Origin of the sequence: Halothiobacillus sp. DCM-1, assembly GCF_045689735.1 — a bacterium.
Classification (GTDB): domain Bacteria; phylum Pseudomonadota; class Gammaproteobacteria; order Halothiobacillales; family Halothiobacillaceae; genus Halothiobacillus.
In genome coordinates this window covers 683,327-709,202 of sequence record NZ_CP142685.1, presented here as the reverse complement: position 1 = coordinate 709,202, position 25,876 = coordinate 683,327, and the positions used below count along the sequence as shown (strand labels likewise).

The 25,876-nt window shown below is 59.8% G+C and carries 25 protein-coding genes and 1 other RNA gene; 13 read left to right on the top strand and 13 right to left on the bottom strand.

Translation table 11 applies throughout. From position 1 onward, the window contains the following. Positions 1-15 precede the first annotated feature (15 nt). The 13 genes from VOI35_RS03355 to VOI35_RS03295 form a co-directional block, all read right to left on the bottom strand. Positions 16-534 (bottom strand): OmpH family outer membrane protein, encoded by a 519-nt coding sequence (locus VOI35_RS03355; protein WP_407276485.1) that lies wholly within the window; start codon positions 532-534, stop codon positions 16-18. A 103-nt stretch (positions 535-637) separates the two neighbouring features. Next, positions 638-3,025 (bottom strand): outer membrane protein assembly factor BamA, encoded by a 2,388-nt coding sequence (gene bamA, locus VOI35_RS03350; protein ID WP_407276484.1) that lies wholly within the window; start codon positions 3,023-3,025, stop codon positions 638-640. A 108-nt stretch (positions 3,026-3,133) separates the two neighbouring features. Further along, positions 3,134-4,543: an RIP metalloprotease RseP gene (rseP, locus tag VOI35_RS03345; protein ID WP_407276483.1), complete on the bottom strand. Its 1,410-nt coding sequence runs from the start codon at positions 4,541-4,543 to the stop codon at positions 3,134-3,136. Further along, positions 4,540-5,811 (bottom strand): 1-deoxy-D-xylulose-5-phosphate reductoisomerase, encoded by a 1,272-nt coding sequence (locus VOI35_RS03340; protein ID WP_407276482.1) that lies wholly within the window; start codon positions 5,809-5,811, stop codon positions 4,540-4,542. The genes rseP and VOI35_RS03340 overlap by 4 nt, the downstream gene beginning before the upstream one ends. Further along, positions 5,793-6,650 (bottom strand): phosphatidate cytidylyltransferase, encoded by an 858-nt coding sequence (locus VOI35_RS03335; RefSeq protein ID WP_407276481.1) that lies wholly within the window; start codon positions 6,648-6,650, stop codon positions 5,793-5,795. Before VOI35_RS03335 ends, VOI35_RS03340 begins: the two co-directional genes overlap by 19 nt. Beyond that, the gene (gene uppS, locus VOI35_RS03330; RefSeq protein ID WP_407276783.1) at positions 6,643-7,377 is read right to left on the bottom strand and encodes a polyprenyl diphosphate synthase; all 735 of its coding nucleotides are present in this window, start codon (positions 7,375-7,377) and stop codon (positions 6,643-6,645) included. The genes VOI35_RS03335 and uppS overlap by 8 nt, the downstream gene beginning before the upstream one ends. 14 nt (positions 7,378-7,391) lie before the next feature. Continuing rightward, on the bottom strand, positions 7,392-7,949 hold the full coding sequence (frr, locus tag VOI35_RS03325; protein ID WP_407276480.1) for a ribosome recycling factor: 558 nt from the start codon (positions 7,947-7,949) through the stop codon (positions 7,392-7,394). Then, positions 7,949-8,686, bottom strand: coding sequence for a UMP kinase (gene pyrH, locus VOI35_RS03320; protein WP_407276479.1), 738 nt, complete (start codon positions 8,684-8,686; stop codon positions 7,949-7,951). Before pyrH ends, frr begins: the two co-directional genes overlap by 1 nt. Positions 8,687-8,856: 170 nt before the next feature. Then, entirely contained in the window at positions 8,857-9,735 is an 879-nt protein-coding gene (gene tsf / locus VOI35_RS03315) for a translation elongation factor Ts (RefSeq protein WP_407276478.1), read from the bottom strand. Between the two features lie 162 nt (positions 9,736-9,897). Next, on the bottom strand, positions 9,898-10,629 hold the full coding sequence (gene rpsB / locus VOI35_RS03310) for a 30S ribosomal protein S2 (RefSeq protein WP_407276477.1): 732 nt from the start codon (positions 10,627-10,629) through the stop codon (positions 9,898-9,900). Between the two features lie 192 nt (positions 10,630-10,821). Continuing rightward, the gene (locus tag VOI35_RS03305) at positions 10,822-11,649 is read right to left on the bottom strand and encodes a segregation and condensation protein A (RefSeq protein WP_407276476.1); all 828 of its coding nucleotides are present in this window, start codon (positions 11,647-11,649) and stop codon (positions 10,822-10,824) included. Beyond that, positions 11,633-12,289, bottom strand: coding sequence for a site-2 protease family protein (locus VOI35_RS03300; protein ID WP_407276475.1), 657 nt, complete (start codon positions 12,287-12,289; stop codon positions 11,633-11,635). Before VOI35_RS03300 ends, VOI35_RS03305 begins: the two co-directional genes overlap by 17 nt. A gap of 3 nt (positions 12,290-12,292) precedes the next feature. Beyond that, on the bottom strand, positions 12,293-12,922 hold the full coding sequence (locus VOI35_RS03295; RefSeq protein ID WP_407276474.1) for an L-threonylcarbamoyladenylate synthase: 630 nt from the start codon (positions 12,920-12,922) through the stop codon (positions 12,293-12,295). Positions 12,923-13,071: 149 nt separating this feature from the next. On the opposite strand from VOI35_RS03295, the gene VOI35_RS03290 reads away from it, so the two are divergent. The 13 genes from VOI35_RS03290 (at position 13,072) to VOI35_RS03230 (ending at position 25,790) form a co-directional block, all read left to right on the top strand. Next, complete coding sequence (locus VOI35_RS03290) at positions 13,072-13,659, top strand: septation protein A (protein ID WP_407276473.1); 588 nt, start codon at positions 13,072-13,074, stop codon at positions 13,657-13,659. Between the two features lie 10 nt (positions 13,660-13,669). Beyond that, positions 13,670-13,978: a YciI family protein gene (locus VOI35_RS03285; RefSeq protein WP_407276472.1), complete on the top strand. Its 309-nt coding sequence runs from the start codon at positions 13,670-13,672 to the stop codon at positions 13,976-13,978. A gap of 29 nt (positions 13,979-14,007) precedes the next feature. Then, positions 14,008-14,991, top strand: a complete 984-nt coding sequence (locus tag VOI35_RS03280; RefSeq protein WP_407276471.1) for a peptidylprolyl isomerase — start codon at positions 14,008-14,010, stop codon at positions 14,989-14,991. Positions 14,992-15,415: 424 nt separating this feature from the next. Further along, the gene (locus VOI35_RS03275; RefSeq protein WP_407276470.1) at positions 15,416-15,766 is read left to right on the top strand and encodes an endonuclease domain-containing protein; all 351 of its coding nucleotides are present in this window, start codon (positions 15,416-15,418) and stop codon (positions 15,764-15,766) included. 1,098 nt (positions 15,767-16,864) lie between these two features. Beyond that, positions 16,865-17,302 (top strand): pilin, encoded by a 438-nt coding sequence (locus VOI35_RS03270; protein ID WP_407276782.1) that lies wholly within the window; start codon positions 16,865-16,867, stop codon positions 17,300-17,302. A 198-nt stretch (positions 17,303-17,500) separates the two neighbouring features. Then, the gene (locus tag VOI35_RS03265; RefSeq protein ID WP_407276469.1) at positions 17,501-19,510 is read left to right on the top strand and encodes a tetratricopeptide repeat protein; all 2,010 of its coding nucleotides are present in this window, start codon (positions 17,501-17,503) and stop codon (positions 19,508-19,510) included. Positions 19,511-19,512: 2 nt separating this feature from the next. Next, entirely contained in the window at positions 19,513-21,498 is a 1,986-nt protein-coding gene (locus VOI35_RS03260; protein WP_407276468.1) for a tetratricopeptide repeat protein, read from the top strand. Between the two features lie 363 nt (positions 21,499-21,861). Then, a non-coding RNA gene (gene ssrS, locus VOI35_RS03255) (6S RNA) lies at positions 21,862-22,045 on the top strand. An 18-nt stretch (positions 22,046-22,063) separates the two neighbouring features. Continuing rightward, positions 22,064-22,666, top strand: coding sequence for a 5-formyltetrahydrofolate cyclo-ligase (locus VOI35_RS03250; RefSeq protein WP_407276467.1), 603 nt, complete (start codon positions 22,064-22,066; stop codon positions 22,664-22,666). Next, positions 22,666-23,118, top strand: a complete 453-nt coding sequence (locus VOI35_RS03245; protein ID WP_407276466.1) for an EVE domain-containing protein — start codon at positions 22,666-22,668, stop codon at positions 23,116-23,118. Before VOI35_RS03250 ends, VOI35_RS03245 begins: the two co-directional genes overlap by 1 nt. 104 nt (positions 23,119-23,222) lie before the next feature. Next, complete coding sequence (locus VOI35_RS03240; RefSeq protein WP_407276465.1) at positions 23,223-24,008, top strand: thiazole synthase; 786 nt, start codon at positions 23,223-23,225, stop codon at positions 24,006-24,008. 2 nt (positions 24,009-24,010) lie between these two features. After that, on the top strand, positions 24,011-24,724 hold the full coding sequence (gene trmB, locus VOI35_RS03235) for a tRNA (guanosine(46)-N7)-methyltransferase TrmB (protein WP_407276464.1): 714 nt from the start codon (positions 24,011-24,013) through the stop codon (positions 24,722-24,724). A 172-nt stretch (positions 24,725-24,896) separates the two neighbouring features. Then, complete coding sequence (locus VOI35_RS03230) at positions 24,897-25,790, top strand: phosphoribulokinase (protein WP_407276463.1); 894 nt, start codon at positions 24,897-24,899, stop codon at positions 25,788-25,790. The last annotated feature ends 86 nt before the right edge of the window (positions 25,791-25,876 follow it).

Sequence of the window (25,876 nt, the reverse complement as noted above, 5' to 3'; positions counted from 1 at the left end):
GGAAACATCAACGGCTTACTTGCCGTTTTTCACATCCTGTTGGAGCTTGGCCAGCACATCATTGGTGATATCTACCTGAGGCGCGGCATACACCACACCTTCGGCGAGAACCAGATCATAGCCTTTGGCTTTGGCGACATCTTTAATGGCCGCCAGCACGACGCGCTGCAACTTTCCAAGTTCTTCATTCTTGCGAAGATTCAAATCATCCCGGAAATTGCTTTGCAGCCGTTGCAAATCCCGCAACTGACGATTCAGCTCCTGTTCTTGCTTGTTGCGCTCGGAATCGCTCATGGTCACGCCATCACGGTTCAGCTTGTTTTCCAGAGTCTGAGCGGCCTGTTGTGCATCGCGAATTTCTTTCTCGCGCGGCGCAAACTCTTTTTCCAGCTTTTTCTTCGCAATATCCGCCTGCGGCGCCTGCTCCAACAGCGTGGATGAATTCACAAAGGCAATTTTCACATCGGCAGCATTCGCCACGCCAACAGAAACCAAGGCCATCAAGGAAACCAGAGCCAAGACGATGCGTTTCACGCAATTTCTCCTAAAAACAATCTAACCAAAAAACAAAACAGGCAAGCGCAAGAACCGGGCGCCATTATGGCACAAGCCGCCCAAAGGCGGCGCGGCAGAACCCTTAGAAACTCGTCCCCACGGTGAACTGGAACAACTGTGTCAAATCACCGGGTTTCTTACTGATCGGCTTGGCCAGGCTGAATACCAAGGGGCCGACCGGCGAAATCCAGTTAAAACCAACCCCCACAGATTGCCGGAGTTGCTGGGCACTGAAGTCGTGATAACTGCTATACACATTCCCGACATCCCAGAACAGAGACAAACGCACCGAATTATTCTGCTTCAGGAAGGGCATGGGGGTAATGAACTCCAGACCGCCGGCGGTCAGGAATGTGCCCCCCATGGGATCCCCGTTCGAATCGACCGGACCAAGCGAATAATCCTGGTAACCGCGCACGGATTGAATACCACCGGTGTAGTAGTTCAGGAATGGCGGCACCCCGTTGTAGTATTGGCTCACCCCACCATATTCGCTGGCGGTTTTGCCATACGCACGAATCAAACCCACCTGACCGTGGGCAGAGAGCGTGGTGTCTCCCCACAGCGGCAGATACACCCGTCCGTTGTAATCGCCCCGGTAATATTCCAGACCACTTCCCGGCACAGATGCCGTCAGCGACAGGCTTTGCAGGACGCCCTTGGTCGGGAAAATCGCCTTATTGCGCGTGTCGTAGCGCAAGGTCGGAATCACGCTGAAGGTATAGAACTGCTTGCCATCAAACCCAGGCCCCGGCAGGTCATAGCCATTGGCGCCCATCGGCGTGACTGGATAGGCGCCCGTGGGCACGACCGGCACCCCGGTAATCCAGCTCGGTGAATAACTGGTGGCCTTCACTTTTTGGCTCTGCGCCTGAAAGGCGATCGATGCGAAGGTATTCTCTGAGAGTGGCACACCGAAATTGATGTTGCCGCCGAAAGAATCCACCAGATATTTCGAAATCGAGATGGCCGCCGCATCTTGACGGCTATAGAACAAGCCAAATCCTTGACTCACCCCATCCACCGTAAAATACGGATTGTTGTAATTGAATTGCACGCCGGTCTGATACGAGCTGCGCTGCAAATTGATGCCAACAGATTTACCGCTTCCCAGGAAATTGGCCTGGTTCACCCCGAGATTGAACAGTACCCCTTCAGACTGGGAGTACCCCACCCCAGCGGTGAATGAACCGGACAGTTGCTCTGTAATGTCGTAATCGACATCGACTTGATCCGCAACGCCCGGCACAGGAATGACTTTTTGCTCAACATGCTGCACAGAGGGCAACCGCTGAATACGCTCCTTCGAGCGATCCAGTTTGTCCCCCTGATACCAACTGCCTTCCATCTGCCGCATTTCCCGGCGATACACTTCCTCGTTGGTATTGAAGTTACCCGTGAATTCGACATGGCGGATGGTGACCCGATTACCCGGCTGCACATTGAAATCGAGCGCGACTGTCTTGTCCGCCTCGTCGATTTTGGGAATCGGTTGCACCCGCGCCAGGGCATAGCCATCGTTACCCAAGCGCTTGGAAATGGCATCGGAAGTCGCCAACACGGCTTTGCGATTGAAGTATTCCCCTTTTTTCACCTGATCCAGCTCAGCGAGGGTTTTCTGATCGAGCAGTAGGTTGCCGGTAAATTTCACATCGGAAACTTTATAGCGATCGCCTTCGGTGATATTGATCACCAATTCCATATGCTTGCGATCCGGTGTGATCGTGACCTGCGTGGAATCGACCGCAAATTTCAGGTAGCCGCGATCGAGATAAAACGCACGCAACGCATCCAGATCGCTCGCCATTTTTTCTTTGGAGTATTGATCGGCGCTCGACCAGAATTCCCACCACGGCACTGGGTGCATGGAGAGTTCACCCAGCAGTTCAGACTCGGGGAACGCCTTGTTCCCAATGATCCGCACCTGCTGGATGCTGGCCGGTTTGCCCTCATAAATATCGATACTGACGAAGACCCGGTTGTCGTCCAACGGCTTGACATGCACTTCGATCTGCACGCCATATTGACCGAGGCTGTAATACACCCGTTGCAACTCGGTTTTCATTTTGTCGAGCGCTTGCGGATCGAGCAATCGCCCCTGCGCGAGCCCGACATCTTTCAGGGCTTTTTGCAGCTTTTCAGTTTCGACCTTTTTGTTCCCAGTCACTTCCAGCGCAGCAATCGTCGGGCGTTCCTGTACATCGATCATCAGCACATTGCCCGCGCCACGACCAATATTGACTGTCTTGAAGAACCCCGTTTGATACAGCGCATCAATCACCTTGGTGCTGTCTGCATCCGTGAAATCATCCCCGACTTTGTACGGCACATAACTGAACAGTGTGCTCGGGGTGACGGTACGCAAACCTTCGACCTTGATGTCGGAAATGACAAACGCCTGAGCGGAAATCGGAAGCCATAACAGCGCACCCAATACCTGGGCGGCAAGCAAACGGGAGAACGAAGTCATGCGAACAGTAGTCCCTTGTAGGGTTACAGAAAAGCAGAGAAATGCAGGATCAGGCCGATAAGACACTCATCACTGCACACGATAGTGCGGCATTGTCGCCGAGGTTGGCTAGTGCAGCAACCGGCTTATGTCATTATAAAACGCGACCGCCATCAAACTGACCAAAAAAAACAGCCCCACTTTCGTGGCCAACGATTCAAACATCGGCCCAACCGGTTTGCCGCGCACCGCCTCGATGCCATACATCACCAAATGCCCGCCATCCAGCAAAGGCACGGGCAACAAATTCATGATCGCGAGCGATAGACTCACCAGCGCCATAAACCCGAGAAAAGTGGAAAACCCAATCAGTAGGCTCTGCCCCGCGAACTCCGCAATGGCGACCGGGCCGGAAAGGTTGGACAGGCTCGCCTGCCCCGTCAACAGCCCCGCAAATACCCGATAGGTGAGCGTCGTCATCGCCCAACTACGCTCGATCGCCATGGACAACGCCGCCACAGGCCCGTAACGCTCCACCACCAGCAGTTCGGTTCCCTCTGCCTTGGCCTTGGCCAGTGCTGCGGGTGCCAAACCAATCTGGGCACCGATACGGCCAACGGTTTTCGCCGGTGCACCCGCTGCGGTATCCGTTTCGGCCTTAGGGGTTATCGTGATTGCCTGGGTGTTGCCGTCACGCCGCACCGCCAGCGCGATGGCCTGCCCCGGGTGCTGTTCAATGAACCGGATCAACGCCCAGGGATCACGATACGGCTGGCCGTCGATGGCGGTGATTTCATCGCCGACCTTCAAACCGGCTGCCGCCGCCGCGCTGTCAGGCAACACCTTATGAATCACGGCATCGCCCGGCGGCACCCACAACTGATAGCCAATTTCTTTGAGTACATCGGGGACTGCCCCTGTCGGATTGTTTTTCAGGGGATTGAGCCCGCTGAGATCCAGCATCCCGCGATGGACGGCGCCCTGCCGTTCAAAATCGATAGGCACGGTTTGCCGCGCCACGCCCCCTTCCAGAATCGCCAGCCGCAAGTCGGACAAACTGTGCACCGGTTGCCCATCCACGCGGGTAATCACATCGCCATCACGCACGCCAGCAGCCGACAGCAAGGATTCCGGCGGCGGCGTACCCACCTTCGGTAAAACGCCTTGCACGCCCACCATGAACATGGCCATCCACAACACCCAGGCCAAGAGGATATTGGCCACGGGGCCGGCAAGTACGATCAAAAACCGCTTCCACACCGGCTGGCGATTAAATGCCCGATGTTGCTCGGCGGCGGGCACCGGGCCTTCCCGTTCATCCAGCATTTTCACGAAGCCACCGAGTGGCAGCGCCGCGATGCGGTATTCGATTTGATCCGCCCCCCGTCGCACCGACCACAGCGGCTTGCCAAACCCCAACGAGTACACCAGCACTTTCACGCCCAGCCGCCGCGCAACCCAGTAATGACCAAACTCGTGAAAGGCAACCAGCACACCAATCGTGATCAAAAACCCGATGAGGCTCAGCAAGATATTCACAGCGAATCCACCTTGGATAACGGCGCAGGCGGCGCGAACGCGCCAAACTGCTGCGCCAGAATTTGTTCGGCCAAGCGACGCGCACGCGCATCTTGATCCAGCACTTCGGCGATAGACCGAGCGGCTGCAAAATCGGTTCCCGCCGTGGCGCGATTGACCGTGGCTTCAATGAGCGGCGCAATCTCGACAAACGCCAACTGTTCTGCCAAAAACGCGGCCACCGCCACTTCGTTGGCTGCATTCACAATCAACGGCACCGCGCCGCCGGCGGCCAAGGCATCATACGCCAGCTGCAAACAGGGGAACCGCAGGGGATCGGGCGGCTCGAAGTGCAGCCCGGTCAGGGCGCACAAATCCAGTGGTGCCACACCGGAAGCCACTCGATCTGGCCAGGCCAGGGCATGGGCGATCGGGGTGCGCATATCGGGTCGCCCCATCTGCGCAAGAACCGAACCATCGGCAAACTGCACCATCGAGTGGATGATCGATTCGGGATGTACCACCACCTCGATCCGCGCGGGCGGCACGCCAAACAACCAGGCCGCCTCGATGACTTCCAGCCCCTTGTTCATCATGCTGGCAGAATCGACGGAGATTTTCCGTCCCATCGACCAGTTCGGATGGCGGCAGGCATCTGCCACGGTAATCTCCGGGAATGTCGCAAGCGGGCGCGTTCGGAACGGCCCCCCCGATGCGGTCAACAGCAGTTTTTCCACGGCATCGACCGGCGGCACGCCCACCGGCAAACATTGGAAAATGGCATTGTGCTCGCTATCGACCGGCAACAAAACCGCGCCAGATTCCCGCGCCGCCTGCATCATCAGCGCACCGGCCGCCACCAGCGACTCCTTGTTCGCCAGCAAGACCCGCTTCCCCGCACGCATCGCCGCCCAGGTCGAAGCCAAGCCCGCCGTACCCACGATCGCGGCAACCACGATCGACACCGCCGCATCGGCTGCCAGACGGGCAATGGCTTCCGGCTCATCGAGCACTTCCGGGCGATCCGCCTCAGGCCACGCCTGCCGCAACCGCAGCCGCAGTTCGGCCGCCGCCTGAGGACAGGCCACGCCCACTACCGACGGACGAAACGCCTGCATGTCCTGCCATAAGCGGTCGATTTGGTGATGCGCGACCAAGGCATGCACCCGATACCGTTCGGGGTGCAAGCGCAACACGGCCAGGGTGCTTTGGCCGATGCTACCGGTTGCACCGAAAATCGCCACCCCAAGCGGTTCGGTGCTCGACGCAATCATCCCGGTATCGACCATAGCGAAAGACTCATCAACGCGAGCGCCCAGATGGGCATTGCCGCCAACTGACCATCCAGCCGATCCAGCAAGCCGCCATGTCCGGGCAACAACCGACCGCTGTCTTTGACTCCGGCCTCGCGTTTGAGACGGGACTCTTCAAGATCACCGGCGACCGAAAACAAGCCGACGATCATACTGGCCACCGCAAGTTGCCAGGACGGCACGCCAGCGAACCAGGGCAACAGGGCACCAATCGCTGCCAGCACCGCCACGCCCAGCAAGCCGCCGATCAGCCCCTCGACGGTTTTCGCCGGACTCAATGCCGGCGCGAGTTTGTGGCGGCCAAACGCCCGCCCAGCAAAATACGCCAGGGAATCCGCCATCGCCACCAGCAAAATTCCGAACAACAACAACCACGCCCCCTGGGGCTGCTGGTGAATGTCCCACACCGCCGCGCCGAAGATGGGCAGAAGAATCAAACCCAGTGCAGCGCGCCACCAGGGGGAGCGAATGCCCGATGCCCGCAGCCGATGCCGCCATAAATCGACGATTTGCCCAAGCCAGATGACCCCGCCCAGAGCCAGCAACCACGGCAAGTCCACCGAAGGCAAATACCAGACCGTACCCAATAACAGCGCCAGCATCAGCCCAGCCAGAACGCGCGCCTTAACCCGGGGAAAACACAGCCGGAACCACTCATCGCCCAGCGCCAAGACCAAGAGCCCGATAAAGAGGGTGAATGCCCAACCGGGTAAGGCAAACAACACGACCAAGCCGAGCAAACCCAGCACGAGCGCCGTTTGCACCCGCAATCGGGTGCCACTGGCTGGACGCAGTGTGTGGGCAGAATCAATCATCGATCACCCCACCAAAACGCCGCTGGCGATGGGCGAACCAGGCCAGCGCCGTTTCAAACGCCGCCCGGTCAAAGTCCGGCCATAAGCAATCGGTAAAGTACAGCTCTGCATACGCGAGCTGCCACAACAGGAAATTACTGATGCGCTGCTCGCCACCCGTACGGATGAACAAATCCACCGGAGGACAAGGAGCGGTAGCCAATTGCACCTCGAACCGCGCGCGCAAGGCGGCATCATCCGCCGGCAAGGCATCGCCGGATGCCATGAGCGAACGCACGGCCTGGAGAATATCCCACTGGCCGCCATAGCTCACCGCGACCTGGAGGAACAACTGGCGATTTTCGGCCGTCCGCGCCTCTGCCTGCTGCATCAAAGATTGCAGGGCGGGAGAAAATCGCGCGCAATCCCCGATAAAGCGCAAGCGAACGCCGTTGCGATGCATTTCATCGATATCCCGTTGCAGCGCCTTCAGGAACAGGCGCATCAAGGCATCGACTTCCGCCGCGGGCCGTGACCAGTTTTCTGATGAAAAAGCAAAAATCGTGAGATACGGCACGCCCAATTGATGGGCGGCCTCAATGAGACGACGAACCGCGCGTCGGCCACGCTGGTGCCCGATGGTGCGCGGCAGATGGCGCTGCTTCGCCCAGCGGCCATTGCCATCCATCACCACCGCGACATGCGCAGGACGCATGTCGGGAGGGATGCCCAGCGGCGAATCGGGCACAGGGACAGGCGAGCTCACACTTCCAGCAGCTCTTTTTCTTTGTCGGCCACGATCTTGTCGATTTCCGCGACGCAGGCATCGGTCAGTTTCTGCACCATCTCCTGACCGCGGCGCTCTTCATCTTCGGAAATCGTCTTGTCTTTCAGCAGGTTTTTCAGGTCGTTATTCGCATCACGACGAATGTTGCGGACCGCCACTTTGGCATTCTCGCCCTCGGTGCGAACCACTTTACCGAGTTCGCGGCGGCGCTCCTCGGTCAAAGGCGGCATCGGCACCCGAATCGTCATGCCGGAAGTCGCCGGATTCAGGCCAAGATCGGAAGTCATGATCGCTTTTTCGATCTTGCTCACCATCTCCTTTTCCCAGGGCACGACCGACAAGGAGCGCGCATCCTCGACCGCCAGCTTGGCCACCTGCGACAGCGGCACCTGGCTACCGTAATAATCAACCGTCACATGGTCGAGAATACTCACATGCGCCCGACCCGTCCGGATCTTGCTGAGCTCATGTTTGAGCGAGTCGATGCTCTTGTGCATCCGCACATCACAGTCTTTCTTGATATCGTTGATCATTATTCCTGCTCCTCTGCAGTCACCGTCGTCCCCACCGGTTCACCGGCAACCGCGCGAACCAGATTGCCCGGGGCATGAAGGTCAATCACCATCATCGGCATGTTTTGATCGCGGCACAATACAATGGCCGTCGCATCCATCACCGCCAAGCGGTGGTCAAGCGCGTGATTATAAGTCAAATGGGTAAAGCGCCGTGCGCCGGGATTACGCTTGGGATCCGCATCGTACACGCCATCGACCTGAGTGGCCTTGATCATGATGTCGGCACCGATCTCAATGGCCCGCAAACTCGCGCCGGAATCCGTGGTGAAGAACGGATTCCCCGTGCCTCCGACCAGAATCACGACCCGCCCCTTTTCCAGATGGCGGATGGCGCGGCGGCGAACGAAGGACTCGCACACCTGCGGAATCGCCAAGGCCGACATCACCCGCACCGAGAGCTCGTGTTGTTCCAGCACATCCTGCATGGCCAGACCGTTCATCACCGTCGCCAACATCCCCATGTGATCGCCGGTGACGCGCTCCATTCCCGCGCGCGCCAGCCCCTCACCCCGAAAGATATTCCCGCCGCCGACCACAATCGCGACTTCCACTCCCATGCGGCGCAAGGCCAGAATTTCCTCGGCCAACCGGTGAATCACGGCCGGATCAATCCCAAACTCCCCCGAGCCCATCAGCGCTTCACCACTTAACTTGAGCAGAACACGGCGATATTTTGGGGTCGCAGGATCAGTCATAAAGCACCTCGTTGTGGATGAAGAGTTAAGGGGCGGGTTCGCAAAATCGGGAAAATACCCGCCTCAGTCAAGGCCAGATGTTTTCCGGAGCCTGCATCGGGACAGCCCGAAGATACAACGCTAGTTAAAAAAAAGCCGGAGTTTCCTCCGGCTTGTCCGCACCTGCTGAATCAGGCGCCTTTGACCTGCGCCATCACCTCGGCCGCAAAGTCGGTGACTTCTTTCTCGATCCCCTCACCCACTTCCAACCGCACAAAGCGGACGCACTGAGCCCCTTTGCCTTTGAGCAATTTACCCACCGTCGTGTCCGGATCCTTAACGAAGGGCTGCCCGACCAGTGCGACTTCCGCCAGGAACTTACGCACGCGGCCTTCGACCATTTTTTCAATGATGTCGACCGGCTTGCCGGAGTCAGCAGCCTGCGCGGTGTAAATTTCGCGCTCTTTGGCAATCAAAGCCGCATCCACATCGGATTCATTGACGCAAATCGGGCGGCTGGCGGCCACATGCATCGCCACATCCTTGGCAAGGGCGACTTCACCCCCGTTCAATTCCACCAGAACCCCGATGCGTTCGCCGTGGCGATAGGCACCAATCACACCATCCGTGCTGTAGCGCTCAAAGCGACGCAACTGCAGATTCTCACCGAGTTTGGCAACCAGCGCTTTACGGGTTTCTTCCACCGTCATGCCGTTCAAATCCAGCGCGAGCAATGCATCCATATCCGCCGGGTCTTTGGCCAGAACCAAGTCAGCCACCGCCTGCACGAATTGGGCAAAATCCGGATTTTTGGCCACGAAATCGGTTTCAGAATTCACTTCCACCAACGCGGCCGACCGGCCATCGGCAGCCACCGCGACACCCATCTGACCTTCGGCTGCCACACGACCGGCTTTTTTATCGGCCTTGGCCATGCCATTTTTGCGCATGTATTCGATGGCGGCTTCAATATCCCCGTTGGTTTCCACCAAGGCTTTCTTGCACTCCATCATGCCCGAACCGGTGCGTTCGCGCAGATCCTTAACCAGGCCAGCACTAATCGTCGTCATCCCAAGTTCCTCAATATATTCAGAAAGTTAAAAATAATCCTCACCGTCACCCGATGGATTTTCATCGAGCCCGACAAACAAAACGGGTCTGCTCGACCCGTTTGCGGCGCGCTCGCCCAGCGAGCCCGCCTGATCTCTGGGTGGACGAAGCCACCCGATCACTCACGCCTGTTCGGCGGTAGATTCAACGAAGTCGGACGCGGTCACCGGCGAAGCGCCTTTGGCATCCAGCACGGCATCTGCCACGGCAGTGACATAGAGCTGGATTGCGCGAATCGCATCATCGTTGCCCGGAATCACATAATCCACGCCTTGCGTGCTGCTGTTGGTATCCACGACACCAATCACCGGAATACCGAGCTTGTTGGCTTCGATCACGGCGATGTCTTCATGGCCGACATCGATCACGAACAGCGCATCCGGCAGACGCTCCATCTCTTGGATACCGCCCAGTGAACGCTCGAGCTTTTCGCGCTCACGCCCCATCATCAGGGCTTCTTTTTTGTTCAGTTTGGCAAACGAACCGTCTTGTTCCATCGTCTGCAATGACTTGAGGCGACGCACCGACTGACGCACCGTGGCGTAGTTGGTCATCATGCCGCCCAACCAGCGGTGATTGACATACGGCATGCCGCAACGGGCGGCCTGCTCGGCCACTGCTTCACGCGCGGAACGCTTGGTGCCCACGAACATGATCGTGCCGCCCCCGCCGATGATTTTGCCGATGAAATTCAACGCATCGTTGAACATCGGCACGGTTTTTTCGAGGTTGATGATGTGAATCCGGTTGCGCTGGCCGAAAATGTACGGCGCCATGCCGGGATTCCAGTAACGGGTCTGGTGACCAAAATGCACGCCAGCTTCGATCATCTGACGCATGCTTACAGTTGCCATGGGTAAACCTTTTGAAGTTTGGGTTGAGCCTCCGCCCGGCCGGGTCATCGCAACCAAAACCTTGTCAGGCTTGGCACCCCGCGATGCTGTGTTGCCGGGCGTGTGAATTACCGCCGGGAAATCCCGAAAACGGCGCGCGCATGATAGCGGATTTACGCCAGTGAGGGAAGAGCAGATGTCGCCCCTGCCCGCTTATAGTGCATCGCAAGCGTCGGCCTCGCGCTGACGCCACAGTCGAACGGGCGCAAACGGCGCCTCTTGTGCCACCTCGATCGCCGATAATTTCGCCAGCTCAAGCACGGCGACCAAGCTGACCGCGACGCCACCGGCACCTTCGGCCGGACGAAACACCGTCTGCAACACCAATTCGGGCGTCTCGGCCAACCACGCCAGGAGTTCGCTCATCCGCGCACGAACGGATAACACCTCCCGGCGAATCTCATGCGCCGCAGTCAAGAAACGCTGCGCCATCAGGCTGCGCAAGGCATCGGTCAAATCCGGCAGGCTGAGCACCGGCGGCAGCACGGCCTGCCGGGGAAAAGGCGCCTCGATCGACAGCATGAAAAAATCCCGTCCGGCCTGCGGCTGCTCATCCAGCCAACGCGCGGCACCCGCCACCTGTTCATAGGCGCGCAGCCGTTCGATCAATACCACCCGAGGATCGGCCACCGCTTCCTCGGCCTCTGTCACCGGGGGCGCAGGCAACAACAGGCGGGATTTGATCTCGGTCAGCCAGGCCGCCATCAGCAGATACTCGGCCGCAAGCTCGATATTCATGGCCTGCATCAACGACAGATAAGCCAGATACTGCCGCGTCACCTCCGCCACGGAGATGTTCAGCAAATCCAGATTCTGTTTCCGTATCAGGTAGAGCAGTAAATCCAGTGGCCCCTCGAACTCGGTCAGCAACACCGACAGCGCATCCGGCGGGATGTATAAATCCAGCGGCAACTGCACCAGAACGCGATCGCCCACCCGCGCGGCGGGTGCTCCGGCAGGACGATCAGAGGAGATGGACAAGACCGTTGAACCAGTTCAACACCGTGACCAGGGGCGGCGACAGCACATAAGACAAAGCCCCCGACACCAGCAGCAGCAAAATGATCGGGAATCCCCAGGGTTCCAGCGCGGCCACCTTCTGCGCGGCGGGCGGCGGCAACAGTGCCACCAGCACCCGACCGCCATCCAGCGGGGGCAGCGGCAGCAGATTGAACACCGCCAGCAACACATTCACAAAAATGCCGATCTGGCCCATCAAGGCCAAAGGTTCGGCATACCATGCCGATTGGTCGAGCCCCGCCACGCCCAAGGCCGTGAGCCCGGCCCAGGCAAAGGCCATGACGAGATTCGATACGGGCCCAGCCAGCGCCACCAGCGCCATATCGCGGCGCGGGTTACTGAAATTGCGGTCATTCACCGGCACGGGCTTCGCCCAACCGAACACGAACGAGGTCAGCACAAAGGCCAGCAGCGGCACCAGCACTGTGCCAATCGGATCGATGTGTTTCAGCGGATTCAGGGTCATCCGCCCTAGGAATTTCGCGGTGCCATCGCCGAGAAAGTTGGCAGCATAAGCATGCGCCGCCTCATGCACCGTCACCGCCAGCAGAATCGGCAACAGACCGATGGCAATTTTCTGGATCAGCGTCAATTCCACCATGGCTCAAGCCTCCGCCAACTCGGGCGGCACCCCGCCCAATCCTTCCCGCAGCAAGACAAAGTCCGATCCGGTCATCTCAATCACCGTCGAGGGCGCCTGCGCCAGAAAACCCACATCCACCAGCAGATCGACCTGCCGGTCGAGTCCGCGGGGGAAAAATGCGGGATCTTCCAGCGGGGCTTCTTGATCCGGCATGACCAGCGAAGCGCTGAGCACGGGCTCTGTCATCTGCCGCAGGATAGCCTGCAACACCGGATGCGTCGGCACCCGCACCCCAATCGAGCGTTTTTTCGGGTGCAGCAAGCGCCGGGGCACTTCGCTGGTCGCCTCCAGAATGAAGGTTATCGGGCTCGGCGTATGCGCTTTCAAAAAACGGTACTGGGTATTATCGACCCGCGCGTAACTGCTGATTTCCGACAAATCCCGACAGAGCAGCGTCATATGATGCGGCTCATCGTCGCGGCGAATCTGGGCGATGCGTTGCAAGGCCGGCTTGTTTTCCAGCGAACAGACCAGCGCATACCCCGAATCGGTCGGCAGAACCGCTACCTGCCCCTCGGCCAGAAGCTGGACGATCTGCGCCACCAAGCGCGGTTGCGGGGACTGCGGATGAATCTCGATCGATAAACTCATAACACCACTCAAAAACCACCCGACCAACGCGGGAATGCAGGGAACCAAACCGCCCCCCAGCGTTCGAACACCGCGCAACCAGCCTGTGTTTCCAGCGCGCGGCTTGCTAAGATGACCGAACAAATCCCTGCAGTGTACCCCTAACCGCCATGAAGTTTCTGTACGACTTTTTCCCGATCCTGCTGTTCTTCGTGGCCTACAAACTCGGCGGCATCTATGTCGCCACCGCCGTCGCCATGGGCGCCGCCGTGCTGCAAATCGGCTGGGGCTGGTTCATCAAACGCAAAGTCGAAACCATGCACTGGGTCTCCGCCGCGCTGATCCTCATCTTCGGCGGCTTGACCCTCGCCCTGCACGATCCGCTGTTCATCAAATGGAAACCCAGCATCGTCAACTGGCTGTTTGCCCTGGTGTTTGCGGGCAGCGTCTGGTTTGGCCAACCCCTGGTGCAACGGCTGATGTCGCATGTCCTCACCGTGCCGGATGCGATCTGGCGGCGCGTCAACTGGGCCTGGGTGGGCTTTTTCCTGCTTTCCGGCGCGGCCAATCTGTATGTTGCCTACCACTACCCGGAAGAAATCTGGGTCGATTTCAAACTGTTCGGCCTGATGGGCATGACCTTCATCTTCATGATCGGCCAAGGCATTTACCTCGCCCGCCATGCACAAGAACCCGTCCCGGCAGCCACACCGGCGGAAGAATCTTCCCTCAACGCGGATCGCCACCGCCCATCCTAAGACGACCATCGTGCTGTTTGCCATCATCACCACCGACCATCCCGGCAGCTTGCCCGCCCGGCTCGCCCACCGCGCCGAACACCGCGCCCGCATCGAAGCACTCGCCCAGGAAAACCGCCTGCTCACCGCCGGCCCCTTTCCCGCTGCTGATGGTAGCGAACAGTTCACCGGCAGCCTGATCGTGGCGGAATTTCCCGATCTCACCGCCGCCGAACGCTGGGCTGAGGCCGACCCGTATCAACGGGAAGGCGTCTATGCCCGGCGGGAAATTCGCCCCTACCGTGCGGTGTTCGGCGCGACACTCCAACCCATTTCCTGACCACCTGACCTCACTCTAAGGACACACCCATGACCGTATCTTCCCGGATGAAACCCGCCCTACTCGCCAGCCTCGCCCTCGCCATTGGCGCCGCCCTCGCCGGCTGCCAAGGCGACAAGGCCACCACCGCCGCCAAAACCCCACTGGGACAAACCGAAACCAGCGCCAGCGCAAACGAAGGCTGCCCCAAAGTCAGCACCGGCAAAATCGTTGCCCGCATCAATGGCGCGCCGCTGTACGAAGAAAACCTCAAAGTCATCCAAAGCAGCCTGCAACAACCCATGCCCGAGCAACGGCTGGTCGAACGCATGATCGAACTCCGTCTGCTGGCTGATGCCGCCCGTCAGGATGGGCTGCAAAACCGCATCAAGACCCAGGCACAAATCCAGAACGCCATCGACAACCAACTCGCCAACGACTACCTCTCGCATTACCTGAGCCAGATGAAAGTCACCGACGATGACCTCAAACCCGACTACGAGCAATTCGTCAAAGGCTTCCCGAAAACCACCGAATACAAAGCCGCCCACATCCTCGTCAAAACCGAGGACGAAGCCAAAGATCTCATCAAACAGCTCGATGCCGGCGCCTCATTCAGCAAACTCGCCGAAGAAAAATCCATCGATCCCGGCTCCGCCAAACAAGGCGGCGAACTCGGCTGGTTCAGCCCCGATCAAATGGTGCCGGAATTTGCCGGCGCCGTAGAAAAAATGAAAACCGGCGAAATCAGCCAAACCCCGGTCAAATCCCAATTTGGCTGGCACATCATCAAACTCGAAGACACCCGGATTGCCCCGCCCCCGACCTTCGAACAGCTCAAACCACAACTCGAAACCCAATACCGCCGCGCCGCGATTGAAAAACTCGTCCAGAACCTGCGCGCCAAGGCCAAGATCGAACTGACCGCCCCACCGGCGGCTCCGGCAGCTCCGGCAACGCCCGCCGCCACCGATACGGCCAAACCGGCTGAAACACCGGCAGAGTCACCCGCGCAAACCCCGGCCAAGCCCTAAGCGGAACACCCTCGCCCCCTTCGCAGGGGGAGGGAGTAAAAAATCAGGCGCTCCAATCATCCCCTTCATGGGGGATGAAGGGAGTAAAAATCAGGCACTCCAATCATCCCCTTCATGGGGGATGATGAGATCGGTGAATTTCTGAGGGCCTAGCCCCTCCCCCTCGTGGGGAGGGGTTGGGGAGGGGCGCTGGAGTAAATACCCCCACTCCCGTCCTTCCCCTTGAAGGGGGAGGGAGTAAAAAATCAGGTGATCCGATTATCACCCCACCATCCCCTTCAAGGGGGATGATGAGATGGGTGAATTTCTGGGGGCCTTAGCCCCTCCCTCCCGTGGGGAGGGGTTGGGGAGGGGCGCTCCGATGGGTGGGGGCACCCCGATGATGAGGAAACCCTCCAGCAAGCATCTCGGCAGGGAAGGCCACATGACCAGATCATCACTCATTCAGAACGCTCGCAAACTCCGCGCGCAAATGACGGATGCCGAGCGCGCCATCTGGCGACATCTTCGTGGGGAACAACTGGGCGTCAAGTTTCGACGCCAAGCCCCCATTGGCCGCTATATCGTGGATTTCGTCTGCCTATCTCATAAGCTGGTGATCGAAATCGACGGTGGGCAACATGCGAATAACGCGGAAGATCGGGTGCGCGATGCGTTTTTATCCACAGAAGGGTTCAAGGTACTGCGATTTTGGAACAACGAGGTACTACAACAGTGTGATGGCGTGCTTGAAACGGTGCGTCTGGCGTTAATTGATCGGGAGAGTAGACGCTAGCTGGATTGATCCCACCCCGGACAGTATTTCCTGACTGATGAATACCCCCACCCCGACCCTCCCCCTTGCAGGGGGAGGGAGTAATCCTGCCGACCTGGGTTTGCCCCGTCCCGAGGAGGATGGGTTTCTGAAAGCCTTAGTCCCTCCCCCTCGTGGGGAGGGGTTGGGAAGGGGCGCTGGAGTGAATACCCCCACCCCACCCCAACCCTCCCCCTTGCAGGGGGAGGGTGCGTTTCTGCCAACTTTGCCCCACCTTGTCTTGTGGATGGTATGTTTTTGGCAACCTTGGTTTGCCCCGTCCCGAGGAGGGTGGGTTTCTGAAAGCCTTAGCCCCTCCCCCTTGAGGAGCGGGGTTGGGAAAGATGTCCACACAAGGATCCGCCTCGCACATGTTAGCCCCCCTCGTGGGGAGGGGTTGGGGAGGGGCTGCTGGAGTGAATACCCCCACCCCAACCCTCCCCCTTGCAGGGGGAGGGAGCGTTTCTGCGAACTTTGCCCCACCTTGCCTTGTGGATGATGTGTTTTTAGCAACCTTGGCTCGCCCCGTCCCGAGGAGGGTGGGTTTCTGAAAGCCTTAGCCCCTCCCCCTTGAGGAGCGGGGTTAGGAAAGATGTCCACACAAGGATCCGCCTCGCACATGTTAGCCCCCCTCGTGGGTAGGGGGTTGGGGAGGGGCGCTGGGATGAACCAACCCCACGCCGACTCGAAGTCAAGGTGGGTTCCGATGAAAGATCATCAGCCATCAGTGGCCGCCACACACACAGACCCGGGCACGGACGATGGCACACCCTCAGGTACGGAGTCAGGAAGCAATCGCCGGGAAAAATTGTCAGGATGTGACAAATTGCTTAATCAGGCGGCGGGACTTTTGTCAAAAAGTGACAATTCAGCCCGACCTGAGCCGCAGGAGGGATAAGTGGGCGGCGCCCCCTTCCGCGCGATAACGCAACGCAAGCCGCAGCCGGACGAGCGGGCGGCGGGTTGTCGAGCCAAAGCCCCAATCAACCACCAAAGCTGGCACAAGCATTGCTTAAATTAAGCGGCGGGGCATATCGCCCTCACCTCAAGTCACAAAGGAGTGATGTCATGTTGAAGCAAATGAGCAAAACCGTTCAAAAGGGTTTCACCCTGATCGAATTGATGATCGTGATCGCGATCATCGGTATCCTGGCCGCCATTGCCATTCCGGCGTATCAGGATTACACCATCCGTGCGCAAGTTTCTGAAGGTCTGAGCTTAGCAGATGGCCTTAAGACTCCCTCTGTCGAGTATTACACCAATACCGGCAACTGGCCTACCAATACCACTACAGGCTTCTTAGCCGCTACAGCCTACAATGGCAACTATGTTAAGAGCATCACTCTTAGCGGCGGTAAAATGACTGTGGCCTACGGTAACAAATCCAACACCGCAATCACATCATCTGTTTTGGTACTCAGTGCCGCAACCACTGGCGGCGGGACGATTTCTTTCACTTGTGGCACTTCTGCTGGCACAACTATTCTCGCCAAATACTTACCTGCGGTTTGCCGTTAATTCGTTTCGGTTAACCTAATGGCATCGACCCCGCTCCGGCGGGGTTTTTTTATGGTCGCCGGACGGCCACGACCAGCCCGCTGCGCGGTATGATCCCCACTCGATCACGGCGGTGGCCACGGATCGTTTTCGCTGAAGTCTGCCCACTGTACCGCGCGGTGCGTCGTTCTGTTTGCTTTTGACCCGGATGTCTCGGTAATGCCTGCTGTTTTTCGCTTGTCCCGCCCGACTCTGGGCTTGGCTTTATTGCTGCTTGTGACCCTGGCGATGTATGCGCCGGGTTTGTCGGGCGGATTTGTGTTCGATGATTTCGGCAATCTGGTCGATAACCCGGCGTTTGCGCAGATTGTGTCGCATCAGTCGTTTTGGCAGGCGATCTGGTCGAGCGGCTCGGGGCCGACGGATCGGCCGATCTCGATGTTCAGTTTCGCCCTGCAAGCCTGGTTTACCGGGCTGGCACCCTGGCCGCTGAAGCTGGTGAATGTGTTGATTCATCTGGGCAATGGCATGTTGATTTTTCTGCTGGGTCGGGCGGTGCTGCGCCAAGTGATGATCGATCAAGTGAGCGCCAATCAAGCCGCGCGCTGGCTGGTCACGCCCGAAACGCTGGCGCTGCTGGTCGCCGGCGCCTGGCTGCTGGCACCGATGCAGCTCACGGCGGTGCTGTATGTGGTGCAGCGGATGGAGAGCCTTTCGGCGCTGTTTGTGCTGGCGGGGCTGCTCGCCTACTGGCACGGGCGACAACGCCAGCGGGCGGGGCGTTCCGGCGGCTGGCGCTGGGTGCTCGGTGGGCTGCTCGGTGGCACCCTGCTCGCCACGCTGGCGAAGGAAACCGGGGTGATGTTGCCGGTGTATGCCTTCCTGCTGGAGGTGCTGGTGCTGCGTGGCCGGGGGGCAACGGGCTCAGAACGCGGGCTGGTGCCGCTGTTTCTGCTGGTGCTGGCGCTGCCGGGGGGGTTGGGGTTGCTCGCCACCCTGCCCGCCGCACTGGATGGCCGCGCCTTTGCCGGCCGGCCGTTTGATTTGGCCGAGCGGCTGTGGACGGAAGGCCGGGTGCTGTTCGATTATCTGCATTGGCTGATTGCGCCCGCGCCGAATGACCTGAGTCTGTATCACGATGATGTGGCCGTTTCGACCGGCTGGCTTGCGCCGTGGACGACGCTGGCCGGTGGGCTCGGCATCGGCGCGCTGATCGTCGCGGCGGTGGCGCTGCGCCAGCGCGCGCCGCTGTTCGCGCTGGGGGTGTTGTGGTTTTTTGCCGGGCATGCGCTGGTTTCGACTTATCTGCCGCTGGAGCTGGTGTATGAGCACCGCAATTATCTGCCGAGCTTTGGGGTGTTTCTCGCACTGTTCGGGCTGATGCTGGCCTGGTCGCCCGCCGAGGCGGAACGGGCGCGGGTGATGCGCACGCTGATGCTGAGTGCGGCGCTGGCCTTGATCGCGCTGTATGCGGGCATCACCGCGCTGCGCGCTCAGGTGTGGGGCAATCCGTTCCGGCTGGCGTATTTCGAGGCGACGACGCACCCGGATTCGCCGCGCGCGAATTATGACCTGGCGCGGTTGATGATGATTACCGCACCGGGGGTGAGCAGCCCGTCGTTCGGGATGGGCGTGCAGTTGATGGATAAGGCCAGCCAGTTGCCCGGCGCGAGTATTCAGGCGGATCAGGCGCTGATTTTCATGAGTGCGAAAAACGGCTTGCCGATCCATCCGGCCTGGTGGGCGGATATTCGGCAGAAGCTGGATCATCAACCGCCCTCGGCAGAGGATGTGTCCGCGCTGTATAGCCTGGTGCAGTGCGGGTTCAATGGGGTGTGCCATTATCCGCCCGAGGCGGTGCAGGCGCTCGGGCAGACGCTGCGCCTCGCGGTGGCGCGCTACCCCGATAATGACGGGCTGATCACGCTGCTGGCCAATTATGAGGCGAACATTACCCACGATTTTCCGGTGGCTTACCGCCTGATGCAGCAGGCGGTGACGCTCGACCCGCGCCATTTTGCGTACTGGAATAATCTGGTGACGATGCAGATTGCCGCCGGGCTGCTCGATATGGCCGCGACCGGCATCGAGCGGATGACGGAATTCAACCCGAAAGGCACGCACGATGCGGAGATTGCCGCAGCCCGCGCGGCGCTGGCGAAAAAGCAGGCGGAGGCCGCACTGCCCCAGAATGCAAGCCCGAAACAGAACCCGGATAAGGATCATTGACCATGCGCATGAGCTGGAAACCTGGATTGGTCTTGGCCGCGCTGTTGCTGCTGGCTTATGGGGTGTATTGGCCGGGGTTATCCGGCGCGTTTTTGTTCGATGATTTCGGCAATTTGCCCCCCCTGGGGGATTACGGCCCGATTCAACATGCCTGGCAGGCTTGGGCGTGGATTACCTCCGGCTTTGCCGGCCCGACCGGACGCCCCATCGCGTTGGCGAGTTTTCTGCTGGATACGCGCACCTGGCCGGTCTCGCCGGAGGGGCTCAAGCACACGAATCTGTTGATTCATCTGTTCAATGGCCTGCTGCTGGCCGGGTTGCTGCACGCGCTGGCACGCGGCTTCGGGCTGGATCGACGCCGCGCCGCCTGGGTGGCGGTGCTGGCCGCCGGGCTGTGGCTGCTGCATCCCTTGTGGGTTTCGACCACGCTGTATGTGATTCAGCGCATGGCGATGCTGGCGGCGCTGTTCGTGTTCGCCGGGCTGTGGGCATTCGTGCAGGGGCGGCTGTGGCTGCGCGCGGGCAAGCCGGTGCGGGCGTATGTGGCGATGAGCCTGGGGCTGGCACTCGGCACGCTGCTGGCGACGCTTTCCAAGGAAAACGGGGCGCTGTTGCCGCTGTTGGCCTGGCTGATCGAGGCATTCGTGTTCGATGCCGATGGCCGCGCACTCGACCGCGACGGGCGCGGGTTTGTGTGGTGGCGGCGGGTGTTTGTCTATCTGCCCAGCGCGCTCTTGCTAGCGTATCTGGCCTATCAGTTGCCGTTGCTGTTTTCGGGACAAACCTTTGGCCGCGATTTTACGCCCGCCGAGCGGCTGCTAACGGAAACGCGCATCCTGTGGGATTACCTGCGGGAATTGTGGTTGCCGGGGCTGCATGATGGCGGGCTGTTCAATGATGACATCCGGCTTTCCACGAGTCTGTGGCAGCCGCTATCCACCCTGTTCGCCACGCTTGGCCTGCTTGGGCTGATCGCGCTGGCGGTGGGCTTGCGCTGGGCGCGCGCGCCGCTGGCGCGGTCGATTGGTTTAGCACTCGGCTTTTATCTGGTCGGCCAAGTGCTGGAATCGAGCGTCATCCCGCTGGAGCTGATGTTCGAACACCGCAATTATTTGCCCGCCGGGCTGATGTTTTTGCCGCTGGCACTGTGGCTGGTCGAGGGCACAACGACGACGCGGCGCTGGCCGGTGTGGGTAGCGATTGCGCTGTGCGTGTTGCTCGCGGGCTTGACCGCCAAGCGCGCGGAGCTGTGGGGCAAGCCGTTCACGCAGGCGCTGGTCTGGGCGCAGGAACACCCGCATTCCGCCCGCGCCCAAAGTTATCTCGCCAACTTCTGGGAGAAAACCGGGAATTACCCCGCCGCCGAGCACCTGCTGAATGCCGCGTTCGCCGAGCATCCGGATGATTTGCTGGTACTGGCCAACCGGGCATTTCTGGCCTGCGAGATGGGCAGTGCGCCGCCCACGCTGGCACCCGCGCTGTTGTCGCTCGCCCGCCGGGGGGATCTGGCGCAGAATGTCACCGCCTATCAGTTCGACACCTTCCTGGGGCGCCTGCAAACGGATTGCCCGGTGTTTGGCGCGGATTTCGCGATGCAACTGGTGAATGCCGCGCTGCACAATCCCACCGTGGCCGACGACCCGACGACGCAGCGCAGCCTGCTGAGCCGCCGGGCACAGCTTGAACTGGCCGCCGGGCAACCGCTGGCTGCGTATGACGATTTCATCGCCGCGTTACGCTTACCCGGCACCGAGCCCGGCGCCCGGCTGCTGTTTGCCGCTACGCTGGCAGGCGCACACCAGCAGGCACTGGCGCTGAAATTGCTCAATGCCGTGCCCACGCCCTGGCAGCAGGAATCCGGCTGGTCGATGGCGGCACTGCACCGGCGGATCGTAACGGAGGCGGGGTTTTATCAGGAAAGCGAAGCGCATTTGCGGCGGGTGCTGCAGGAGGAACTGGCGGCGCCCGCTCCGGCGGCGGCACCGTAAATTGGCTGGACATTTAAGCCCCCACCCCTGCCCTCCCCCTGCTGGGGGAGGGAGTAACGAGGCACCCCGTAAGAGGAGGGGGCAACCTAACCTTCTGTAGGAGGGGATGGTTAAATGGGGCACTTTGAGAGAATTGGGCGTCATAAACCTCTAACGCGCGCGCAAATTCCAACCGCAAATTCCAACCGCAAATTCCAACCGCAAATTCCAACCGCAAATTCCAACCGCAAATCCCAACCGCAAATCCCAACCGCAAATCCCAACCACAAACCCCAAGCACAAACCCCAAGCACGAATCCCAAGCACCAATCCCAAGCACGAATCTCCTTGCCAAAGGACGCGCTCGTCATCTAGGATGTTTGCAGTCTTCTGGTGCGTTCGTCAGGTGGTGCTCAATCCCTTGAGCCGTACTCTGCGACCCTGGAGGGTGCATCAAATGGGTCGTGTGCAAGTCCGCTGCGTCGGAAAGCCTTACATCCATTGCGCGCCTTCCGCTTGAACCTCAGGTTCTAGGTCGAAGCACCGCCAACGGCGCTCTGGAAGACATTCCATTCTGCGAACCCTGATGTCCGCTCATAACAAATTCTCCTTGCGTCGTCTGCTCCGAGCCCGTCGTCGTGCGTTGACCGGGTATGCGCGTGCGTGCGCCGAACGCCGGATTACCGCCACCCTCGCCCGCTTTATCAACCGGCGTTCGGCACAATATGTCGCGGCCTACCTGCCGTTTGATGGCGAAGTGGATTTGTCCGCGTTGATCGCCCGGCATCCCCGGCGATTCTGGCTGCCGGTCATTCGTCCGCAAGGCAGCCTGCAGTTCCGTGCGGCCAGACACCTGCCGCGTTTCGATGCGCCACGGGGGGGCAGCCAACGCAACCGGTTTGGAATCGTGGAGCCGCCCCGCTCGGCGATCAAATCCGCCCGCCGGATGGATCTCATCGTCCTGCCGCTGGTGGGCTTCGATGCACAAGGCCATCGTCTCGGCATGGGCGCGGGGTTTTACGACCGGACATTGCAATATCTGCGGCGGCCGAGGCCGTTCCTGATCGGGGTCGCGTTTGCCTGTCAGCAGGTGAGCGAATTACCCGCCGACCCCTGGGATGTTCCGCTCGATGCCATCGTGACTGAACATGGCCTGACCCGTTTTCACCACACCAAAGGAACCCGCTGATGAACTATTGGCTGATGAAGTGCGAACCGGATGTGTTTTCCATTGATGATCTGGCGCGGCAAAAGGTCGAAGGCTGGTATGGGGTACGCAACTATCAGGCACGCAACATGATGCGCGATGGCATGAAAATCGGCGATGGCGTGTTTTTTTATCACTCGAATGTCAAGGTGCCGGGCATTGTCGGCTTGATGAAGGTCATCAGCACGCCCTACCCCGACCCCACCCAGTTCGACCCCACGCATCGCTATTTCGACCCGAAATCCACCCCGGAAAACCCGCGCTGGGTGCAGGTGGATGTGGGTTATGAACGGCATTTGAAACGGTTGATCTCCCTCGATGAACTCAAAGCCGACCCGGAAATGGCCGAATTACCCTTGGTTCGCCGGGGCAACCGGCTATCGATCATGCCCGTTCCAGCCTCGTTATGGCACAAAATCCTCGCCAAGGAATAACTCATCGCCGAGGCGCTTTCGTTACACTAGCAGGCCGTTGAAAAGCGTTTTTCCACGGCCTGTTCGCCAACCATTTCGCCATTTGTTATTGCCCGAGGCTCTGCATGCATTCCCCTGATTTACTCACCATCGGCTCGCGTCAATTCCACTCCCGCCTGCTCACCGGCACGGGCAAATTCAAAGATCTGGAAGAAACCCGAGCCGCCACGGAAGCGGCGGGCGCGGAGATCGTCACGGTCGCCATTCGCCGCACCAATATCGGCCAAAACCCGGATGAACCGAACCTGCTGGATGTACTGCCGCCGGATCGTTATACCCTGCTGCCGAATACGGCCGGTTGTTACACCGCCGAGGACGCCGTGCGCACCTGCAAACTCGCGCGCGAGCTGCTCGATGGCCACACCCTCGTCAAGCTTGAAGTTCTGGGCGATGCCAAAACGCTGTACCCGGATGTCGTGGCAACGCTCAAAGCCGCCGAGATTCTGGTCGCCGATGGGTTCGAGGTGATGGTTTATACCTCCGACGACCCGATTCTGTGTAAACGGTTGGAAGAAATCGGTTGCGTGGCGGTGATGCCGCTGGCCGCACCGATCGGCTCGGGTCTGGGCATCCAGAACAAATACAACCTGCTGACGATCATCGAGAATGCCACGGTGCCGATCATCGTCGATGCGGGCGTCGGCACGGCCTCGGATGCCGCAATTGCGATGGAGCTGGGGTGCGACGGCGTGTTGATGAATACTGCGATTGCCGCCGCACAACACCCCGTGTTGATGGCGGAAGCCATGAAAAAAGCCGTCGAAGCTGGTCGCGCCGCCTTCCGCGCGGGACGCATGCCCCGCAAGCGCTACGCCAGCGCATCGTCGCCGTTGGATGGGGTGTTTTTCTGAGCATGAACGGCACAAACCCACCGCCGCATCGCCCGATTCGTTCCTTCATCCGCCGCGAAGGCCGGCTCACCGTGGCGCAGCAGCGGGCGCTGGATGAACTCCTGCCCCGGTTCGCGCTCACCGGAACGGGGGCCGCCCTGGATTTTCCCGCCGTATTCGGGCGGGTCGCGCCGGTCACGCTGGAGATTGGCTTCGGCAACGGCGAGAGCCTCTTGGAGATGGCCGCCGCCGCGCCGGAGCAGGACTTCATCGGGGTCGAGGTGCATCGCCCTGGGGTCGGCCATTTATTGCTCGGCATCGAACAGCGCCAGTTGACCAACCTGCGCGTCGTGAGTGAGGACGCCGTGCCGTTTTTGCGTGAACGGGTGCCGCCGCAGAGCCTGAGCCGCCTGTTGCTGTTCTTCCCCGACCCTTGGCACAAAACCCGCCACCATAAACGGCGCATCGTGCAAACCGGATTTGCCGATCTCGTCGCCGAACGGCTGAAACCACAGGGACTGTGGCATTTGGCAACCGACTGGGCGCCGTATGCCGAACACATGCGCGGCGTGCTCGATGCCCACCCGGCGTTTACCGCGCTGCATCAGGGTTCGGGCGAAAACCAGCGCCCCGCCGAACGCCCCGAAACCAAATTCGAACGACGCGGCATCCGGTTGGCGCATGCGGTCTTTGATCTGCGGTATCAACGCACCCAAATGAACCCGGAAAGCGCCTGATTCTGGTCAGATTTTGCCTGGCTATGCTTGTCGTCACGCCGATAAAGCCCTAATATCTCAAGCCCCGTTGGCCGACCTGACCGGGGATTGCATCAGATTCGCTCAAACCGGGTTCGCGCGGCGTGATCCAATTTGATTCTTTGATTTAACCTGAAATTTTTGAGGAGAGGCTATGTCCGTCAAGCACCCTGTCGTCGCCGTGACCGGTTCATCCGGCGCTGGTACTACCACCGTCAAGCGCGCGTTCGAGCACATTTTCCGCCGCGAAACCCTGACCCCGGTGGTCATCGAAGGCGACAGCTTTCACAGCTTGGCGCGGATGGAGTTTCGTGAAGCCGTCAAAAAAGCCGAAGCGGCGGGCAACTTCTCCTTTTCCCATTTTGGCCCGGAAGCCAACCACTTCGACAAACTCGGCGAGCTGTTCAAAACCTACGGCGCATCCGGCACCGGCAAAAAACGCTACTACATTCACAGCGATCAAGAAGCCGCCGAGCACAACGCGCGGCTGAACACCAACCTCAAACCCGGTGAATTCACCCCCTGGGAAGACATCCCGGCGGGTACCGATCTGCTGTTCTACGAAGGGCTGCATGGCCTGGTGAAAACCGATGCGGTGGATGTGGCCGCGCATGTTGATCTGGGCGTGGGCGTGGTGCCGATCATCAACCTCGAATGGATCCAGAAAATCTTCCGCGACAACGCCGAGCGCGGCTATTCCGCCGAAGCCACGGTGGATACCATCCTGCGTCGGATGCCGGATTATGTGAACTTCATCACCCCGCAGTTCTCCCGCACCGACATCAATTTCCAGCGCGTCCCGACGGTGGACACCTCCAACCCCTTCATCACCCGCGACATCCCGACCCCGGATGAAAGCCTGGTCATCATCCACTTCAGCGATCCGAAGAAATTCGGTGCGGACTTCCCGTTCCTGCTGTCGATGATCCCCGGTTCGTTCATGTCCCGGTACAACACCATCGTGGTGCCGGGCGGGAAGATGAGCTACGCCATGGATCTGATCCTGACGCCGATCATTCACCAGATGATCGAACAGCGTAAAGGCTAAGCCCAACGCCTTATTCATTGCTGCAACCCCCGCTCATCGTGGATGAGCGGGGGTTTTTTTCATGCGCGAATTCTGCACGCACCCAA

Coding starts and splice junctions, on each gene's coding strand:
- VOI35_RS03245 (WP_407276466.1), top strand. CDS start 22,666: ATGAACTATTGGCTGATGAAGTGCGAACCGGATGTGTTTTCCATTGAT.
- VOI35_RS03290 (WP_407276473.1), top strand. CDS start 13,072: ATGAAGTTTCTGTACGACTTTTTCCCGATCCTGCTGTTCTTCGTGGCC.
- VOI35_RS03335 (WP_407276481.1), bottom strand. CDS start 6,650: ATGATTGATTCTGCCCACACACTGCGTCCAGCCAGTGGCACCCGATTG.
- VOI35_RS03230 (WP_407276463.1), top strand. CDS start 24,897: ATGTCCGTCAAGCACCCTGTCGTCGCCGTGACCGGTTCATCCGGCGCT.
- VOI35_RS03300 (WP_407276475.1), bottom strand. CDS start 12,289: ATGGTGGAATTGACGCTGATCCAGAAAATTGCCATCGGTCTGTTGCCG.
- pyrH (WP_407276479.1), bottom strand. CDS start 8,686: ATGACTGATCCTGCGACCCCAAAATATCGCCGTGTTCTGCTCAAGTTA.
- VOI35_RS03295 (WP_407276474.1), bottom strand. CDS start 12,922: ATGAGTTTATCGATCGAGATTCATCCGCAGTCCCCGCAACCGCGCTTG.
- VOI35_RS03270 (WP_407276782.1), top strand. CDS start 16,865: ATGAGCAAAACCGTTCAAAAGGGTTTCACCCTGATCGAATTGATGATC.
- rpsB (WP_407276477.1), bottom strand. CDS start 10,629: ATGGCAACTGTAAGCATGCGTCAGATGATCGAAGCTGGCGTGCATTTT.
- bamA (WP_407276484.1), bottom strand. CDS start 3,025: ATGACTTCGTTCTCCCGTTTGCTTGCCGCCCAGGTATTGGGTGCGCTG.
- VOI35_RS03340 (WP_407276482.1), bottom strand. CDS start 5,811: ATGGTCGATACCGGGATGATTGCGTCGAGCACCGAACCGCTTGGGGTG.
- trmB (WP_407276464.1), top strand. CDS start 24,011: ATGAACGGCACAAACCCACCGCCGCATCGCCCGATTCGTTCCTTCATC.
- VOI35_RS03265 (WP_407276469.1), top strand. CDS start 17,501: ATGCCTGCTGTTTTTCGCTTGTCCCGCCCGACTCTGGGCTTGGCTTTA.
- VOI35_RS03240 (WP_407276465.1), top strand. CDS start 23,223: ATGCATTCCCCTGATTTACTCACCATCGGCTCGCGTCAATTCCACTCC.
- frr (WP_407276480.1), bottom strand. CDS start 7,949: ATGATCAACGATATCAAGAAAGACTGTGATGTGCGGATGCACAAGAGC.
- VOI35_RS03250 (WP_407276467.1), top strand. CDS start 22,064: ATGTCCGCTCATAACAAATTCTCCTTGCGTCGTCTGCTCCGAGCCCGT.
- VOI35_RS03275 (WP_407276470.1), top strand. CDS start 15,416: ATGACCAGATCATCACTCATTCAGAACGCTCGCAAACTCCGCGCGCAA.
- VOI35_RS03260 (WP_407276468.1), top strand. CDS start 19,513: ATGCGCATGAGCTGGAAACCTGGATTGGTCTTGGCCGCGCTGTTGCTG.
- tsf (WP_407276478.1), bottom strand. CDS start 9,735: ATGACGACGATTAGTGCTGGCCTGGTTAAGGATCTGCGCGAACGCACC.
- VOI35_RS03280 (WP_407276471.1), top strand. CDS start 14,008: ATGACCGTATCTTCCCGGATGAAACCCGCCCTACTCGCCAGCCTCGCC.